This is a genomic window from Streptomyces sp. CB02923 (assembly GCF_001905005.1).
Classification (GTDB): domain Bacteria; phylum Actinomycetota; class Actinomycetes; order Streptomycetales; family Streptomycetaceae; genus Streptomyces.
Window position 1 is genome coordinate 713,299 of record NZ_LWKZ01000024.1, and the last position, 16,218, is coordinate 729,516.

Here is a 16,218-nt window from a genome sequence, read left to right on the forward strand (position 1 = left end):
TTCGTCAACATCGGGAACACCACGGGCGTCGCGCTGTACGGCTCGCGCGGCGGCCTGATCCTGACCTATCTGACCTTCTCCCTGCCCTTCGCCGTCTGGATGCTGGTCGGCTACTTCGACTCCATCCCGCGCGAGCTGGACGAGGCGGCGAGGGTGGACGGCTGCGGGCCGCTCGGCGCGCTGTGGCGCGTCGTCGTGCCGGCCGCGGTCCCCGGCATCGTCGCGGTGTCCGTGTACGCCTTCATGACCGCATGGGGCGAGGTGCTGTTCGCCTCGGTGATGACCAACGACACCACCCGCACCCTCGCCGTCGGCCTCCAGGGCTATGCCTCGCAGACCGGCGTCCACTGGAACCAGGTCATGGCCGCCTCCCTGGTGGTCAGCGTCCCGGTCGTCGCCGGGTTCCTGCTGCTCCAGCGCTACCTGGTCGCCGGGCTCACCGCAGGAGCGGTCAAATGACCCGCCACGAAAGGACCCCCGTGCCCCCCACACCCCCCGTGAACGAACTCGCCGCGCTGCCTCCCGGCTTCCTCTGGGGAGTGGCCACCTCCGCGTACCAGATCGAGGGCGCCGTGGCGGAGGACGGCCGCGCCCCCTCCATCTGGGACACTTTCTCCCGCGAGCCGGGCCGCATCGACAACGGCGACACCGGGGACACCGCCTGCTACCACTACCACCGCTGGCGCGAGGACATCGGCCTGATGCGGCAGCTCGGCGTCAGCGCGTACCGCTTCTCCGTGGCCTGGCCGCGGGTGCGGCCCGCGGGCGACGGCCCGGTCAACCGGGCCGGGCTGGACTTCTACGACCGGCTCGTGGACGCCCTGCTCGACGCCGGCATCACCCCGTACGCGACGCTCTACCACTGGGACCTGCCGCAGGCCCTCCAGGACCGCGGCGGCTGGCCGGTGCGCGAGACCGCCGAGCACTTCGCCGCGTACGCCTCCGTGGTGGCCGGCGCGCTGGGCGACCGCGTCAAGGACTGGGCGACCCTGAACGAACCGCTGTGCTCCGCGTGGATCGGGCACCTCGAAGGGCGGATGGCGCCCGGCCTGACGGACCCGGCGGCCGCCGTGCGCGCCGCGTATCATCTGCACCTCGCGCACGGCCTCGGCGTCCAGGCCGTGCGGGCGGCCGCCCCCGGCGCCCGGGTCGGCATCGTCAACAACCTGAGCCCCTGCGAGCCCGCCTCGGACAGCGAAGCCGACCGCGGCGCCGCGCTGCGCGCCGACGGCCACACCAACCGCTGGTGGCTCGATCCGGTGCACGGCCGCGGCTACCCGCAGGACATGCTCGACCTGTACGGCGTGGACCTGCCCGAACGCCCCGGCGACCTGGCGACCGTCGCGGAGCCGCTGGACTGGCTGGGTCTGAACTACTACTTCCGCAATGTCGTCGCCGACGATCCGCACGGACCGCTGCCGTACGCCCGCCAGGTGCGGGTGCCGGGTGCGCGGCGTACCGCGATGGACTGGGAGGTGCACGCGGACGGCCTGGAGCAGCTGCTGATGCGGCTGACCGACGAGTACGGCGCGCGGCGCGTCCTGGTCACCGAGAACGGCGCGAGCTACCCGGACACGGTGGGCGCCGACGGCTCGGTCGAGGACCCGGAGCGGACCGCCTACCTGGAGGAACACCTGGCGGCGTGTGCGCGTGCGGTACGCCGCGGCGCGCCGCTGGCCGGGTACTTCGCCTGGTCGCTGCTGGACAACTTCGAGTGGGCGTACGGCTACGACAAGCGGTTCGGGCTGGTCCACGTCGACTACGCGACCCAGCGCCGTACGGTCAAGGCCAGCGGGCGGCGGTACGCGGCGCTGATCGCGGAGCACCGGGCCCGGACCGGCGGCCGGGAGCACGGCGGCGGAGGCCGGGAAACCGCCCCGGCCTCCGCCGCTCCGACCGGCTGATCGTTTCAGCAGCTCCGGTCGACCAGGTCGAACGACTTGTAGTGGTCGGCGGTGTAGTAGTCCTCGTTCTTCTTCTCACCGGTCACGATGCGCCGGGCTCCGCGGTCCGGGGAGCCCGGCGTCTTCACGGTGTACTCGTGGTAGTAGCCCTTGCCCTGGCTGGGGAGGATGCCTTCCCGGTTGCTGAAGACCGTGCCGTCCTTCGGGTACGGGAAGGGGCCGCCCTTGGCGATCAGGTTCAGGGTGTCGTGGGCCTGCGAGGGCAGCTTCGAGTAGCAGATGTCGCCGACCGCCGTGACGTGTGCGGCGGGGCGTGCGACGGCCGAGTGCGCCACGGGGGCGGCCGTCGCGGCGGGTGTGGCGGCGATGGCGGGCCCGCCGACGAGCAGGGCCGACGCGAGGGCGCCGACGGCGCCGAACCGGGTGATGCGTGGGGGGATCTTCATGGACACAGCATGACGCGCGTAGACAGGTACCTGTCAATGCCAAGGGGCGGATGTTTCCCACGAGTTCACGGAAGAGAACCCGGCCGGGTGAACGGAACGTCCCGAATTCACCCACTTGCCTCTCAGGCAAAACTTTTGCCTGAGAGGCGAAAGCTGGCTATACCGGATATATGAGCGACACCGCCGCCGAACCCGCCCCGGGCGAGCTGCCCGAGGACCTGCCCTCCGTCGCGCCCCGGCTGCGCGAGCTGCGGCGCCGTACCGGCCTCACGCTGGAGACCGCCGCCCGGCGGGTAGGGCTGTCGCCCGCACACCTGTCCCGGCTGGAGACCAACCAGCGCCAGCCGTCCCTGCCGATGCTGCTGGCACTGGCCCGCATGTACGGAACAACGGTATCCGATCTCCTGGGCGAGACGGCACCGGAACGGGACCCCGTCATCCGGGCCGGCCGGGCCGAGCCGTCCGAGGCGGGCGGCTGGACGTACTGGACCCTGGGCGGCGCCGGGCGGGCCATGCAGGCCCTGCGGGTGCACGTACCGCAGCGCGCGCAGGGCGACCTCGTACGGGTGCATCCGGGAGAGGAGTGGCTGTACGTCCTCAAGGGGCGGCTGCGGCTCACGCTCGGCGAGACGGCCCACGTGCTCGACCCCGGCGACGCCGCCCATTTCGACTCGCTGACCCCGCACCGCATCGCCGCGGCCACGCGGGGCGGCACGGAGCTGCTGTTCGTCCACACGCTGCTGCAGAGCGGCGCGGCCGAGCTCTGCCTCGGCGACACCGCACCGCGCCGCGGCCTGTGACCGAGGAAGGAACCCCCGCCATGTCCGAAGACCCCACCCCCCGAACAGCCCCCGCCTCCGCCCGCAAGTACGTGGAGAACAAGCCGCCGCGCGGCGTCTACATACGCGTCTTCATCTACGTCGTGGCCACCCACGTCCTGCTGGCCTTCATGAGCATCATCTTCATCATCGCGAAGAACCGCTGAAGCGGAACGCGCGGCGGGCCGGCCCGCCGCGCGAACGTCACGGGGCCGAAACGTCCATCCACCCGGCGCAAAAATCCATTGTCCTCCGCCCGTGCCGGGTGAAACCTGCTGTCGCTCGTCGCACCCGCACCACGCCGGTTTCGCGCACCTCGTCGTACCGAGGAGGACCGAAGGATGCACCGCACGCGCACCGCGGCCACCGCCGCCCTCGCCCTGGCCCTGGCCGTCGTCCCGCTGACCGGCCCGCCCGCCGGGGCCGCCGGTTCAGGCGGCGGACGGGACAGACCACCGGCCGCCGGGCCCGCCATCACCCCGGCGCCGCAGTCCGTCCGCGCCCTCGGCGGCCGGGTCACCGTCACACCGACCGTCACGGTCGTGGCCGGACCGAAGGCCGACGGCCCCGCGCTGGAAGTCGTCGAACGGTCGCTGAAGCGGGCGGGCGCCGACCGGGTCGTACGGGCCGGCAAGGCAGGCCGCGGCCTGACCGTGTACGTGGACGGCGCGGGCGCCGCGCGGACCCTGGCGGACCTCGGCGCGCGCGGCACGGCCGGACTGCCCGCCGAGGGGTACGCGCTCGCCGTCGGCGGCGGCCGGATCGCGCTGGCCGGCGCGGACGCCACCGGCACGTACTACGCCGCCCAGTCGCTGCGCCAGCTCCTCCCGCACCGCGACCGCCCCGGCGCCCGGGTCCGCGCCACGGCCGTACGCGACTGGCCCGCCACCCCGCTGCGCGGCGTCATCGAGGGCTTCTACGGCACCCCCTGGTCGCACGCCGCGCGCCTGGACCAGCTCGACTTCTACGGCGCGCACAAGATGAACACCTACGTCTACTCGCCCAAGGACGACCCGTACCTGCGGGAGAAGTGGCGCTCGCCCTACCCGGCGGACCAGCTCGCGCGGCTCGGGGAACTGGTGGACCGCGCGCGGGCCCGGCACGTGGAATTCAGCTACGCGCTCTCCCCCGGCCTGTCCGTCTGCTACAGCTCGGACGCCGACCTCAAGGCGCTGACCGGCAAGTTCCAGGCGCTGTGGGACATCGGCGTACGCACCTTCGCGGTGCCGCTGGACGACATCAGCTACACGGACTGGAACTGCGCCGCGGACAAGGAACGGTTCGGCACCGGCGGGGGCGCCGCCGGAGCGGCCCAGGCGTACCTCCTCAACCGGGTGAACCGGGAGTTCATCGCCACCCACCGGGACGGAGGGGCGCAGCCGCTCCAGATGGTGCCGACCGAGTACTACGACGTCCGGCCGTCGCCCTACAAGGAGGCGCTCAGGACCCGGCTCGACGCGGACGTACTCGTGGAGTGGACCGGGGTGGGCGTCATCGCGCCCGTCATGACCGTCGCCCAGGCGGAGGCGGCCCGGCAGGTCTTCGGGCACCCGATCCTGACGTGGGACAACTACCCGGTCAACGACTACGTCACCGACCGGCTGCTGCTCGGGCCGTTCAGCGGGCGCGAGAAGGGGCTGCCCGGACGGCTGGCGGGGATCACCGCCAACCCCATGATCCAGCCCGCCGCCTCCAAGATCGCCCTGTTCACGGTCGCCGACTACGCGTGGAACGACCGTGCCTACGACGCCCGCGCCTCCTGGGCCGCGGCGCTCAAGGAGATCTCCGGCGGCGCTCCGCGCACCGAACGCGCCCTCCGCGCCTTCGCCGACGCCCACTACGGCTCCGCGCTCAATCCCCAACAGTCCCCCGAACTGGCGGCCGCCGTACGGCGCTTCCAGGACGGCGGGAGCGCGGAACGCCTGGACCGGGCCCTGCGCGGACTCCAGCACGCACCGGAAGTACTGCGCGCTTCCCTCCCCGACCGCGGCTTCATCGCCGACAGCGGCCCCTGGCTCGACGCGACCGCCGACTGGGGACGCGCCGCCCGCACGGCGCTGCGCATGGTCCAGGCCTCCCGTACGGGCGACGACGCCACGGCACAGCGGCTGCGCGAGCGGCTCCCGGCGCTGGTCGAGACCGCCACGTCACACGTCTACGTCGACATGAACGGCAAGCGCGTGCCGGTCCTCGTCGCCAAGGGCGTGGTGGACACCTTCGTCGCCGACGCCATCGCCGAACACGACGGCCAGGAGCACGGCACGGCCGCCCGGCAGGACCGTACGCGGAGCGGCCCGGCCCGCCGCTGACCGTCCGGCCTCCCCCGTGCGGGGCGCGTGGAGTCCTAGACTTGCCGGTACGCAGGCACCCCGGCAGGTCCACCCCACCAGCCCGCACGCGGGGAGGCACGAGCATGACCCGTGAGAAGGACGCGGCCGCTCCGGAGCGGCCGGCAGCGCCCACCGCCGAACGCCTCCTGGAGTCTGCGGTGCGCGAGCTGGCGCCCGGCGCGGAGCGCAACCCCCTGGTCGCCCGGATCGCCGCCGGTGAGGCGCCGCGTGAGGTGTTCACCGCGCTGGCCCTCGAACAGCACCAGGTCATCGCCTCCGACCGGCGCAGCTTCCGTCACCTGGCGCGGCGCGCCGACGGGGACCCGCCGGTGACGGCCTTCTTCGAGGCGCTGACCGAGGGCGAGTCGATGGCGCTCGGCGCGCTGGGCGGTCTCGCGGACGCCTGCGGGCTGGACGCCGATGCCGTACGGATGTACGAACCGCGGGCCGGGTGCCAGGCGTATCCGTCGTACGTGGCACGGCTGGCGCTGGACGCGGAGCCCGGCGACGTGGTGATCGCGCTGACCGCCAACTTCGCCGCCTGGGGCGGCTATTGCGCCACCGTCTCGCACGCGCTGCGTACCCGCTACGCCTTTCCCGGCGCGGCGTGCGCCTTCTTCGACTTCTTCGCCGAGCCCGCGGCGGAACTGACCGGACTCGCCCATGAGGCCGTCCGGTACGCCCTCGACACGTCCCGGGTGACGCCCCGCCTCGCGCACCGTTACGGCCGGCTGCTCCAGGAGTACGAGCTGATGTTCTGGACGGCGCTCGCGGAATGACGGCCGCGCCCGGCACCCCGCACCGGCCACAAAAGAGGGGAACCCTAATTTTTCCCAATTCCCTTAGCAACAGGCGCTTTCCCTGTCAGAATGACCGCTCATGTCCACTGGTCAGGGGAGAATCGTGAACCACCGCACCGCCATCGCCTTGTCCGCCGCCGTCATCGCCGCCGCGGGCCTCACCGCGTGCGGCGGCAGCGCCAAGAGCGGGAGCCGGCCGGCCTCCTCGCCGACGGGGTCCGCCGCTCCGTCGGCGGAGCAGGGGCAGTCCAAGGCGATCTCCGACGCGGAGGCGCGGCTGGGCATCCCCCCGAAGCCGGATCCCGCCACGCAGGCGCGCTACATAGCCGCCCTCGACGCGATTTCCCGGGACATCGTGAACGCCAAGCCGGAGCGCGCGGTGAGCCGCGGCAGAAGCACCTGCGGCACGATCCACTCCTTCCGGAAGGACTACGCCAAGCAGGTGGAGCAGACCCGGCTGCGTTTCTCCGGGACGACGCAATTCTCCACGGAGCAGGCGGAGAAGATTCTGAAGGCCGTTCACATCCACCTGTGTCCGAAGAATTAGCGGCGGCGGCGCTTTCGCGCCGGGTAACTTCCCGGCAGTCGCGGCCGTGGCCGTCATTCCTCGACGGCTCCGCCCACGGCCCGCAGATGGTCGCGGAATGTCAGGGCCGGGTTCTGCCGGCGCCCGGCGAGATATGCGGCGAACTCCACCTGCCGGCGCAGCGGTTCCCCGGCCCTGATCCGGTCGGCCTGGCGGCGTTCGGTGTCCCGGATCGACTCCGCGAGGGTGCACAGTTCACCGGCACCGGCGGCGGGCAGGAAGAGCACACCGTCGTCGTCGCCCAGCACCAGGTCCGCGCGGCCGACCGTCCACTGCCCCACCGTGGCGCTGTCCAGCGCGTCGTCCGGCCTGGCGTCCAGGCGCCGCGGCCCGGTCGGCGTCGTGCCCAGGCTGAAGACCGGCAGTCCGATCTTCCGCAGGTCGGCCGTGTCGCGGTGCAGGCCCCAGACGACGATGCCGCCCAGCCCGGCGGTCAGGGCTTCCAGCGCCACGAGGTCGCCGACGCAGCTCTCGTCGGTGCGTCCGCCGTTGTCGGCCACCAGCACATCGCCGGGGGCGGCGGTTTCCAGCGCTTCGAGGAAGACGTCGACACTGCCGGTGTGCCGGGCGGGCAGCACCCGTCCGGCCAGCCGGGCGCCCGGGGCCATGGCCCGCAGCGGCGGCGGCGCGCAGCGCACGGGTGTCCGGGCGCGCAGGCACGCGTCCGCCAGGTGGGCCGTGGTCAGGGTCGCGAACCGCTCGCGCAGCTCTTCGTGTTCCATGCCGCTCCTCCCCGGGCCGAGGCCGACGTCCGGTGACGAGGAGCACCCGGCGCGACGAGCCACGTGAACTCCGTAGACAGTAACGCCGCCGGACCGGCGCGGCAGGGCCTGTGACAGGCTCAGGACATGGATCTTCCCTCGAATACCCCGCCCGTTTCCCCCGAGTTGTTCGCCTTCGCCGTCCGTCTCGCCACGCGTGCCGGACAGCTGAGCGCCGAAGGCTTCCTCGGCGGCTGGTCGTCGGCACGCAAGGTGGACGGCACCGAGGCGACCTCGGTCGACATCGCCGTGGAGAACTTCGTACGGAAGGAACTGGCGGCGGCGTACCCCGCGGACGCGGTGCTCGGCGAGGAGGCGGGGCTGCGGGCCGGGACGTCCGGGCGGCGCTGGGTGATCGATCCCGTCAACGGCACCCGGCAGTTCACCGACCGGGTGCCGACGTTCTCCAGCGACCTGGCCTACGAGGACGAGTACGGGCCGGCGATCGGTGTGGTGAACCTGCCGATGAGCCGGCAGACGGTGGCGGCCGGGCGCGGCCTCGGCTGCTGGCTGCTGCTCGGCGAGGACCCCGATCCGCTGGACGCGCTGCGTTCGGGGCACGGACGGCTGCGCGCCGGTGGCCGGACGGAACTGAGCGGGGCCAGGACGCAGGCGCACAACATCGTGGGGTGGCCGGAGTCGCTGCTGACGGCGCTGCACCGACGGGTGATGCTGGTGCCGACCGGTGGCGGTGTGGTGGATGTCCTCGCCGGGCGGGCGGACGCCTGGGTGATCGCGGGTCCCGCGATGGGATACCACGATCTCGCTCCGCTGCCGGTGATCGTCGCGGAGGGCGGCGGCCGGATCACGGACCTCGCCGGAGCGCCGGTCCTGGAGGGGGACGGCTCGGTGCTGATCACGAACGGGCCGCTGCACGACGCGTTCCTGGAGGTGGTGGCGGAGTCCGGGGAGGACCACGAAGCGCGGGCCCTCCTGGCCGACGCCCATCCGGGGTGGGCGGCGGAAGGGGCCGCGCTCACCGCGGAGTTGCTCGCCGCGCTCGCTCCCGTGGCCCGGCGGGCCGAGCACATCGGGAGCACGTCCGTGCCCGGGATGGCGGCCAAGCCCGTCTTCGACCTCCAGGTGAGCGTGGCCGACCTGGCCGCGGCCGCGGACGCCTTCGACGCCCCGCTGGCGGCACGGGGTTTCGTCCGTTCGCGGCACGAGCGGGACCACGTACCGGCGGGCCGGGACGATGATCCGGCCCGGTGGGCGAAGCGGATGTGGTCGCGGCGCGGCGGCCCCGGGCCGGACGTGAACCTGCACGTCCGGCGGACGGGTTCGCCGAACGAGCGGCTGGCGCTGCTGTTCCGCGACTGGTTCCGCGCGCACCCCGGGGCGGTGCCGGCGTATGCGCGTTTCAAGCGCGAGCTGGCTCACCGGACAGCGGACCTGGGCAGTTACGCGGAGGTCAAGGACCCGGTCGTGGACCTGGTGGCCGGGGTCGCGGAGGCGTGGGCGGAAGAGACGGGCTGGCGCCCCTGAGGGCACGCCTTACGGCTGCCGGTCCAGCAGCTTGCCCGCGGGCTCGGACAGCGTTCCGGCGTCGTTGATCCGGCGGCCGCGCAGCCAGGTGGACCGTACGACGCCGTGCAGGGTGCGCCCCGCGTACGCCGTGATCTTGTTCCGGTGCTGGAGTCCGGCCGGGTCGACGGTGAACGTCGCGTCCGGGGCGAGCACCGCGAAGTCCGCGTCCCGGCCGGGTTCGACGGCGCCCTTGTGGTGCAGGCCGACGAGCGCGGCCGGGGCGGTCGCCATCCAGCGGGCGACGTCCTCCAGGGTGTGACCGCGCTCGCGGGCGGCGGTCCAGATGGCGGGCAGGCCGAGCTGGAGGGAGGAGATGCCGCCCCAGGCGTCGCCGAAGTCCGGGGTCTTCAGGTCGGCGGTGGACGGCGAGTGGTCGGAGACGACGCAGTCGATCGTGCCGTCGGCGAGGCCCTGCCAGAGGGCGTCCTGGTTGGCCGCCTCGCGGATCGGCGGGCAGCACTTGAACTCGGTGGCGCCGTCCGGGATCTCCTCGGCGGTCAGGGTGAGGAAGTGCGGGCAGGTCTCGACGGTGATCCGTACGCCCTCGGCGCGGGCGTCGGCGATCAGCGGCAGCGCGTCCGAGGAGGACAGGTGCAGGATGTGCACGCGCGCGCCGAGCCGCCGGGCGAGCGCGATCAGCCCGGCAATCGCGTCGTTCTCGCAGGCCCGGGGGCGGGAGGCGAGGAAGTCGGCGTACTTGGGGCCGTGCGGCTGCGGCGCGGCCTCCAGGTGGAGCGGGTCCTCGGCGTGGACGATGAGCAGGCCGCCGAAGCCGGCGATCTCGCCGAGCGCGACGGCCAGCTGCTCCTGGTCCAGCTGCGGGAACTCGTCCACGCCGGACGGGGACAGGAAGCACTTGAAGCCGAAGACGCCCGCGTCGTGCAGCGGCCGCAGGTCCTTGACGTTGCCGGGTACGGCGCCGCCCCAGAAGCCGACGTCGATGTGCGCCTTGGAGCGGGCGACCTCGCGCTTGGTGTGCAGGTTCGCTTCGGTGGTGGTGGGCGGGAGGCTGTTGAGGGGCATGTCGACGAGGGTGGTGATGCCGCCGGCCGCCGCGGCGCGGGTGGCGGTCCAGAAGCCCTCCCACTCGGTGCGTCCGGGGTCGTTCACGTGTACGTGGGTGTCGACGAGGCCGGGCATGAGCGCGTCGTCGCCGAAGTCCTCGACCCGCGTCCCGGCCGGTACGGGGGCGTCGTGCGGGAGCAGCTCCGCGATCTTCCCGTCCCGGACGGTGACGGTCGCCGCGCGGGTCCCCCGTGGGGTGACGACACGCGTGGAGCGCAGCACCAGATCGATCTCGGACACCCGGTCCCCTCTCGTGCGGTTCCGTGGGCTTCCGCAGCACGGAATTCAACTTTCTGTTGAAGGAGTCTCACCCCGGGACCGAGCCCCGTCAAGACCCCGCCGCGGGCGTCGCGGTGGCGCGGATGGCGCAGATCGCGCCGGTCACGAACAGCACGCGGACGGTTTCGTGGCGGGATCGCGCAGCCCCCGAGGACGCCTGGAGGATTCCACAGAATGGATAAGAGATTTCACCCAGCAGAACGTAGCTATGGCCACTGGCCGGGCCCGGTGATCGCGGGTAGCGCCTGGGCGGGGCCGGAGGGCAGCCGCTGACCGGCGGGAACGAGTGTGCGACAGACCGTGTGTCCGCCGGAGGGGACCGGTAGGCTGCTCCGGGTCGGTCCCGGCACCCGTACACCCGAGCCCTGCGCCGAGCCCGCCACCACCTGCCCCGAAAGGAACGCGTCGTGCCGCCGTCCAGCGCCAGCACTTCCGCCGCCGCAGCCAAACCCGCAGCCGCCGGCGGTGGCGTCCAGTCCCTTGAGCGCGCCTTCGACCTGCTGGAGCGGATGGCCGACGCCGGTGGCGAGGTCGGCCTGAGCGAGCTGTCGACGAGCAGCGGACTGCCGCTGCCGACGATCCACCGGCTCATGCGCACCCTCGTCGCCTGCGGCTACGTCCGCCAGCAGCCGAACCGCCGGTACGCGCTCGGCCCCCGGCTGATCCGCCTCGGCGAGAGCGCCTCGCGCCTGCTGGGCACCTGGGCCCGGCCGTACCTGGCGCGCGCGGTCGAGGAGACCGGCGAGACGGCCAACATGGCGCTGCTGGACGGCGACGAGATCGTGTACGTGGCGCAGGTGCCGTCCCGGCACGCGGTCCGGATGTTCACCGAGGTCGGCCGCCGGGTGCTGCCGCACTCCACGGGCGTCGGCAAGGCGCTGCTCGCGGGCCATCCGCCGGAGGAGGTCCGCGCGCTGCTCGGCCGTACGGGGATGCCGGCCGCGACCGAGAAGACCATCACCGACCCGGACCGCTTCCTGGACGCCCTCGAAGAGGTCCGCAGGCTCGGGTACGCGATGGACGACAACGAGCAGGAGATCGGCGTCCGCTGCATCGCGGTGCCGGTGCCGGACTCCCCCACCGCGGCGGCCATCTCCATCTCCGGGCCGACGGGCCGGGTGACCGAGGCGTCGATCGACAAGATCGTCCCGGTGCTCCAGGAGATCGCGGCCGAACTGTCCGTGGCGCTGGCCACCCAGAACCCGGCGTAGCCCGCCGACGCCCGGCACGGGCGCCGCGGGGACCTGCGCGGCCCCCGCGCCCCGGCCGGGGCTCAGAACCGGCGCGGCGCCTCCCCGTACAGACCGATCAGCTCGCGCAGATCCGTCAGCGCGGGCGCCAGGGCACTGATCGAGCCGACCGCGCCCGCGATCAGCAGCAGGGAACGGCGCAGCCGGGGCACTTCGGGGTCGCCGGCGCTCACCATGGCGTGCAGTGCGGCCAGTTCGTCGTCGGCGGCCGCACGGTCGGGCAACTCCGCGGGAAGAACGGCCAGTTCCCGGCGCAACCGGGCCACCGCACCGCACAGGGCGACACCCCGTGGGTCGTCCCCCGCTTCCGCGACTCGCCTGTACTTCTGCCTCTGCTTCACAACGACGGTACCCTCCACGGCCGTTGGCCCCGCTCCGCGACGCGGGCCAGTTAACGCCACCCTGTGCGGTCCGCGCCATACGGAGAGCGAAATCAGGATCACCGAATTCCTACGCGCGCCCGGCGCCGCGATGCGGTACCGTCCTCGGTCCGGCCCCGCTTCCCGCCGCCGCGCCCGGCCCCGCACCGCCCCGTAGCGCCCGGCCATGAGGTAAGCAGACCCCATGGCACACACCTCATCCCCCGCCTCCGACGCCCTTCCCGTGCGCGGCCCCGTCGCCGGGCTGCTGCTCGCCGCGGGCGGCGGACGGCGGCTGGGCGGACGCCCCAAGGCCCTGCTGGAATTCCGCGGCAGGCCGCTGGTCGAGAACGCGGCCCGGGTGCTGCGGGAGGGCGGCTGCGGCCCGGTGCACATCGTTCTGGGCGCGGCGGCCGACACCGTACGGGAGCGGGCCGACCTCGCGGCGTACGAGACGGCCGAGAACCCGGACTGGGCCCTGGGGATGGGGTCCTCGCTGCGCGTCGGCCTGGCCGCGCTGGCGGACTCCGGGGCGGGTGCCGTGCTGGTCTCGCTGGTGGACCAGCCGGGCATCGGCGCGGCGGCGGTGGCGCGCGTGGTCGCGGCGTACGCGGGCGGGGCCGACCTGGCGGCCGCGGCGTACGGCGGGAAGCGCGGGCACCCGGTGCTGTTCGGAGCCGGCCGGTGGGCGGCGGTCGCGGCCGCCGCCGAGGGGGACCGGGGGGCGCGCGCGTATCTGAAGGAGCACGAGGACGCCCTCACTCTCGTCGAGTGCGGGGACGTGGCCGAGCCGTACGACATCGACACGCCGCGGGACCTGTTCCGGCTGGCGTCGCCGGGCGCGCCCCGGGCAGGCGAAAAGCGGTGACCGCGGTGGCACTCGGAGTCATTCGATCACTGCCTCTGTCGACGGAGAGATTCTCGACGTCAACAAACCATTGAAGTTCCGCGATAAGGAAACTACTCTCCACTGGTCAGAAGTGCCCTGAACCCCAACGGCGCCCGCCACCGCCGGCCACGACCCGCGGCACCCCGTGCCGCGCACCCGCCCCTGCGGCCGACCGGGCACCGCCGCTGAATGGAGTGACAGCTCATGTCCGCACCAGCGCCGTCCCCGCTGGCCATCGTCGACGTCGGCCCCGGCAAGGCCCCCGCCCGCCAGGACGAGATCCTCACGGAGGCCGCGCTGGCCTTCGTCGCCGAACTCCACCGCCGGTTCACCCCGCGCCGCGATGAACTGCTCGCCCGCCGCGACGCGCGCCGCGCCGAGATCGCCCGGACCTCCGCCCTGGACTTCCTGCCCGAGACCGCGCACATCCGTGCCGACGACAGCTGGCGCGTCGCCCCGGCACCCGCCGCGCTCAACGACCGCCGGGTGGAGATCACCGGCCCCACCGACCGCAAGATGACCATCAACGCGCTCAACTCCGGCGCGAAGGTCTGGCTCGCCGACTTCGAGGACGCCTCCGCCCCCACCTGGGAGAACGTCATCGGCGGCCAGGTGAACCTGATCGACGCCTACGAGCGCCGGATCGACTTCACCGACCCGGGCAGCGGCAAGTCCTACGCCCTCAAGGCCGCCGAGGAGCTGGCGACCGTCGTCGTCCGGCCGCGCGGCTGGCACCTGGACGAGCGGCACCTCCAGCTCGACGGCACGCCGGTCCCCGGCGCCCTGGTCGACTTCGGCCTGTACTTCTTCCACAACGCCCAGCGCCTGCTGGACCTCGGCAAGGGCCCGTACTTCTACCTGCCGAAGACCGAGTCGCACCTGGAGGCCCGCCTCTGGAACGAGATCTTCGTCTTCGCGCAGGACCACCTGGGCATCGCGCAGGGCACCGTCCGCGCCACGGTCCTCATCGAGACCATCACCGCCGCGTACGAGATGGAGGAGATCCTCTACGAGCTGCGCGACCACGCCGCGGGCCTGAACGCGGGCCGCTGGGACTACCTCTTCTCCATCGTGAAGAACTTCCGCGACGGCGGCGAGAAGTTCGTGCTGCCGGACCGTAACGCGATCACCATGACGGCGCCGTTCATGCGCGCGTACACCGAACTCCTCGTCCGGACCTGCCACCGGCGCGGCGCGCACGCGATCGGCGGCATGGCGGCGTTCATCCCCAACCGCCGCGATCCCGAGGCCAACGAGACGGCGCTGGCCAAGGTCCGCGCCGACAAGGACCGCGAGGCCGGCGACGGCTTCGACGGCTCCTGGGTCGCCCATCCCGACCTGGTCCCGGTCGCCCGCGCCTCCTTCGACGCGGTGCTCGGCGACCAGCCGCACCAGAAGGACCGGCTGCGCGAGGACGTCGCGGTCTCGGCCGCCGACCTCATCGCCGTCGACTCGCTGGACGCCAGGCCCACCTATCAGGGGCTGGTGGACGCGGTCCGGGTCGGCACCCGCTACATCGAGGCGTGGCTGCGCGGCCTCGGCGCGGTCGCCATCTTCGGCCTGATGGAGGACGCGGCGACCGCCGAAATCTCCCGGTCGCAGATCTGGCAGTGGGTGGACGCGGGCGTCGTGTTCGAGAACGGCGAGAAGGCCACCGCGGAGCTGGTCCGCAGGATCGCCGACGAGGAACTGGCCGCGATCCGCGACGAGATCGGCGACGAGGCCTTCACCGCCGGGACCTGGCAGCAGGCCCACGACCTCCTCCTGAAGGTCTCCCTGGACACCGACTACGCGGCGTTCCTGACGCTGCCGGCGTACGAGCTGCTGGACTGACCGGCCCCTCTCCCCCGCTCCGAGAGCCCGTGCGCACCGGATGCCCGGCGCGCACGGGCCTGACGGGCCGTCTGTTCCGGGGCCGCCGTCCGGTTCGAGGGGCGCCCCGGGGCCCTGAGGTCCGCCGCTGCGCACGGACCCCGCCACCCCTTCGGTTAGGCTTCCCTAACCAACTCGGGGAGGGTGACCATGACCGCCACGCAGCCGATCCGCACCCCGGATCTCCGGCCGACCGAAGCACCGCGCTTCGACCACCTGTTGCACTGCGTGCCGGACGTGGCCGCCGCCGTACGGGACTACACGGCAGCCGGTCTGCCCGCGCACACCAACCCGGTCCACGAGGGCTTCCAGAACGGGGCCTGGCGGCTGGACGACCGGTACGTCGAGATCCTCACCGTCGTGGACCGCGCGGTGTACGCGCCCTCCGCGTTCGGCCGGGCGACGGCCGGATGGCAGCCCCGTATCGACGCGCTCATCGCGGCCGGCGGCGGACCGCTGAACTTCGCGGTCCACGTCACGGACACCGCCGCCACCGCCGAGCGGCTGCGCCGCGCGGGCCACGGGGTCGACGTGCACGACTTCTCCTTCCAGGAGGGCCGCGTCACCTTCCGGGAAGCGATGCTGACGGACGCCGACGCGCCGCCCTGGGCGCCCTTCTTCATCACCGTCCGCGCCGACCCCGCGCTCCTCCGCGAACACGAGGCCTCCGGCCGCGTGGACCGCGGCGCCTTCGACCTCGCCGGCCTCCTCGTCGAGACCCCCGACCCGCACGCCGCCGCCACCTGGCTCAGCACGCTCACCGGCATCCCGGTGGACGCGGGCGGCACCGTCGTACCGCTCGAAGGCGGCCGGGTGCACTTCGCCGCGGGACCGGCCGACCGCATCACCGCACTGCTGCTGACGGGTGACCGGCCGCCGCGTACCGAGATCGCCGGACTGCGGATACACGGGGCGGAAGACGGGGACACACGTGCGAGGTGACCCGGATCGGGGTGCCGATCGGGGCCACCGGACGGGCGGGGCGTGAGAGGCTGAGGGCTCAGGCTCCATTCCTGCTCACCCTTTGTTGAGGCATGATGCGTGTCACCATCGCCGGCGTCTTCTTCTACCTGCAGGCGAATGAGGTGGAGCAGAAGATGAGCGCGGTCGAACCGGAGCCCATCAGCGGCGACTCCGTGCTCGTCGGGTCCGTCGCCTACCCCGTCAAGCAGGTCGGGCGGATCGTGACCGGCCAGGACCCGCGGGACTTCAGCGCCGGGGAGATGGTGCGGGCACTGCGCCGGCTCGGCTTCACCTGCCGGCCCAGGCCCACCTCGGCCGAACCGTCCGCGCTCCTGTGACGCCGCGGCCCGCGCGGGCCCGCACCGGCGG

17 protein-coding genes are annotated in these 16,218 nt (G+C 73.1%); 13 read left to right on the forward strand and 4 right to left on the reverse strand.

The annotated features are described in order from the left end of the window. Together A6A06_RS43020 and A6A06_RS26325 are read left to right on the forward strand one after the other, a co-directional pair. The coding region (locus A6A06_RS43020) for a carbohydrate ABC transporter permease (protein WP_242440945.1) at positions 1-459 on the forward strand (459 nt) is incomplete at its 5' end. A 38-nt stretch (positions 460-497) separates the two neighbouring features. After that, the gene (locus tag A6A06_RS26325) at positions 498-1,904 is read left to right on the forward strand and encodes a GH1 family beta-glucosidase (RefSeq protein WP_199931223.1); all 1,407 of its coding nucleotides are present in this window, start codon (positions 498-500) and stop codon (positions 1,902-1,904) included. 5 nt (positions 1,905-1,909) lie between these two features. Here A6A06_RS26325 and A6A06_RS26330 read toward each other — a convergent pair whose 3' ends face one another. Then, entirely contained in the window at positions 1,910-2,350 is a 441-nt protein-coding gene (locus tag A6A06_RS26330) for a ribonuclease (protein WP_073763924.1), read from the reverse strand. 170 nt (positions 2,351-2,520) lie between these two features. On the opposite strand from A6A06_RS26330, the gene A6A06_RS26335 reads away from it, so the two are divergent. The 5 genes from A6A06_RS26335 (at position 2,521) to A6A06_RS26350 (ending at position 6,845) form a co-directional block, all read left to right on the forward strand. Further along, positions 2,521-3,150, forward strand: coding sequence for a helix-turn-helix domain-containing protein (locus A6A06_RS26335; protein WP_073763926.1), 630 nt, complete (start codon positions 2,521-2,523; stop codon positions 3,148-3,150). Between the two features lie 20 nt (positions 3,151-3,170). Continuing rightward, a complete protein-coding gene (locus A6A06_RS42090) occupies positions 3,171-3,335 on the forward strand; it encodes a DUF6126 family protein (RefSeq protein ID WP_199931162.1) in 165 nt (54 codons plus the stop codon). 174 nt (positions 3,336-3,509) lie between these two features. Then, complete coding sequence (locus A6A06_RS26340; RefSeq protein WP_073763928.1) at positions 3,510-5,477, forward strand: beta-N-acetylglucosaminidase domain-containing protein; 1,968 nt, start codon at positions 3,510-3,512, stop codon at positions 5,475-5,477. A gap of 104 nt (positions 5,478-5,581) precedes the next feature. Next, positions 5,582-6,277, forward strand: a complete 696-nt coding sequence (locus A6A06_RS26345) for a transcriptional regulator (RefSeq protein WP_073763930.1) — start codon at positions 5,582-5,584, stop codon at positions 6,275-6,277. 124 nt (positions 6,278-6,401) lie between these two features. Then, positions 6,402-6,845 (forward strand): hypothetical protein, encoded by a 444-nt coding sequence (locus A6A06_RS26350; RefSeq protein WP_073763932.1) that lies wholly within the window; start codon positions 6,402-6,404, stop codon positions 6,843-6,845. A 53-nt stretch (positions 6,846-6,898) separates the two neighbouring features. On the opposite strand, the gene A6A06_RS26355 is transcribed toward A6A06_RS26350, so the two are convergent. Beyond that, positions 6,899-7,606, reverse strand: coding sequence for an RraA family protein (locus A6A06_RS26355; protein WP_073763934.1), 708 nt, complete (start codon positions 7,604-7,606; stop codon positions 6,899-6,901). Positions 7,607-7,732: 126 nt separating this feature from the next. Here A6A06_RS26355 and A6A06_RS43025 point away from each other — a divergent pair, with 126 nt between their 5' ends. After that, entirely contained in the window at positions 7,733-9,130 is a 1,398-nt protein-coding gene (locus A6A06_RS43025; protein WP_079194351.1) for an inositol monophosphatase family protein, read from the forward strand. A gap of 9 nt (positions 9,131-9,139) precedes the next feature. On the opposite strand, the gene allB is transcribed toward A6A06_RS43025, so the two are convergent. Then, positions 9,140-10,477 carry an allantoinase AllB gene (gene allB, locus A6A06_RS26370; RefSeq protein WP_073763936.1) on the reverse strand — a complete coding sequence of 446 codons (1,338 nt, stop codon included), beginning with the start codon at positions 10,475-10,477 and terminating at the stop codon, positions 9,140-9,142. 446 nt (positions 10,478-10,923) lie between these two features. On the opposite strand from allB, the gene A6A06_RS26375 reads away from it, so the two are divergent. Continuing rightward, positions 10,924-11,727 (forward strand): IclR family transcriptional regulator, encoded by an 804-nt coding sequence (locus A6A06_RS26375; RefSeq protein ID WP_073763938.1) that lies wholly within the window; start codon positions 10,924-10,926, stop codon positions 11,725-11,727. Between the two features lie 62 nt (positions 11,728-11,789). Here the strand turns inward: A6A06_RS26375 and A6A06_RS26380 are convergent, their stop codons facing one another. Further along, entirely contained in the window at positions 11,790-12,107 is a 318-nt protein-coding gene (locus tag A6A06_RS26380; RefSeq protein WP_073764646.1) for a DUF5955 family protein, read from the reverse strand. Positions 12,108-12,330: 223 nt separating this feature from the next. Here A6A06_RS26380 and A6A06_RS26385 point away from each other — a divergent pair, with 223 nt between their 5' ends. The 4 genes from A6A06_RS26385 to A6A06_RS26400 all read left to right on the forward strand — a co-directional run bounded on the left by A6A06_RS26385 (position 12,331) and on the right by A6A06_RS26400 (position 16,187). Further along, positions 12,331-12,993 carry a nucleotidyltransferase family protein gene (locus tag A6A06_RS26385; protein ID WP_073763940.1) on the forward strand — a complete coding sequence of 221 codons (663 nt, stop codon included), beginning with the start codon at positions 12,331-12,333 and terminating at the stop codon, positions 12,991-12,993. Positions 12,994-13,218: 225 nt separating this feature from the next. Further along, on the forward strand, positions 13,219-14,847 hold the full coding sequence (gene aceB, locus A6A06_RS26390) for a malate synthase A (protein ID WP_073763942.1): 1,629 nt from the start codon (positions 13,219-13,221) through the stop codon (positions 14,845-14,847). 189 nt (positions 14,848-15,036) lie between these two features. Then, positions 15,037-15,828 (forward strand): VOC family protein, encoded by a 792-nt coding sequence (locus A6A06_RS26395; protein ID WP_073763944.1) that lies wholly within the window; start codon positions 15,037-15,039, stop codon positions 15,826-15,828. A gap of 92 nt (positions 15,829-15,920) precedes the next feature. Continuing rightward, positions 15,921-16,187 carry an SCO5918 family protein gene (locus tag A6A06_RS26400; RefSeq protein ID WP_242440946.1) on the forward strand — a complete coding sequence of 89 codons (267 nt, stop codon included), beginning with the start codon at positions 15,921-15,923 and terminating at the stop codon, positions 16,185-16,187. Positions 16,188-16,218 lie beyond the last annotated feature (31 nt).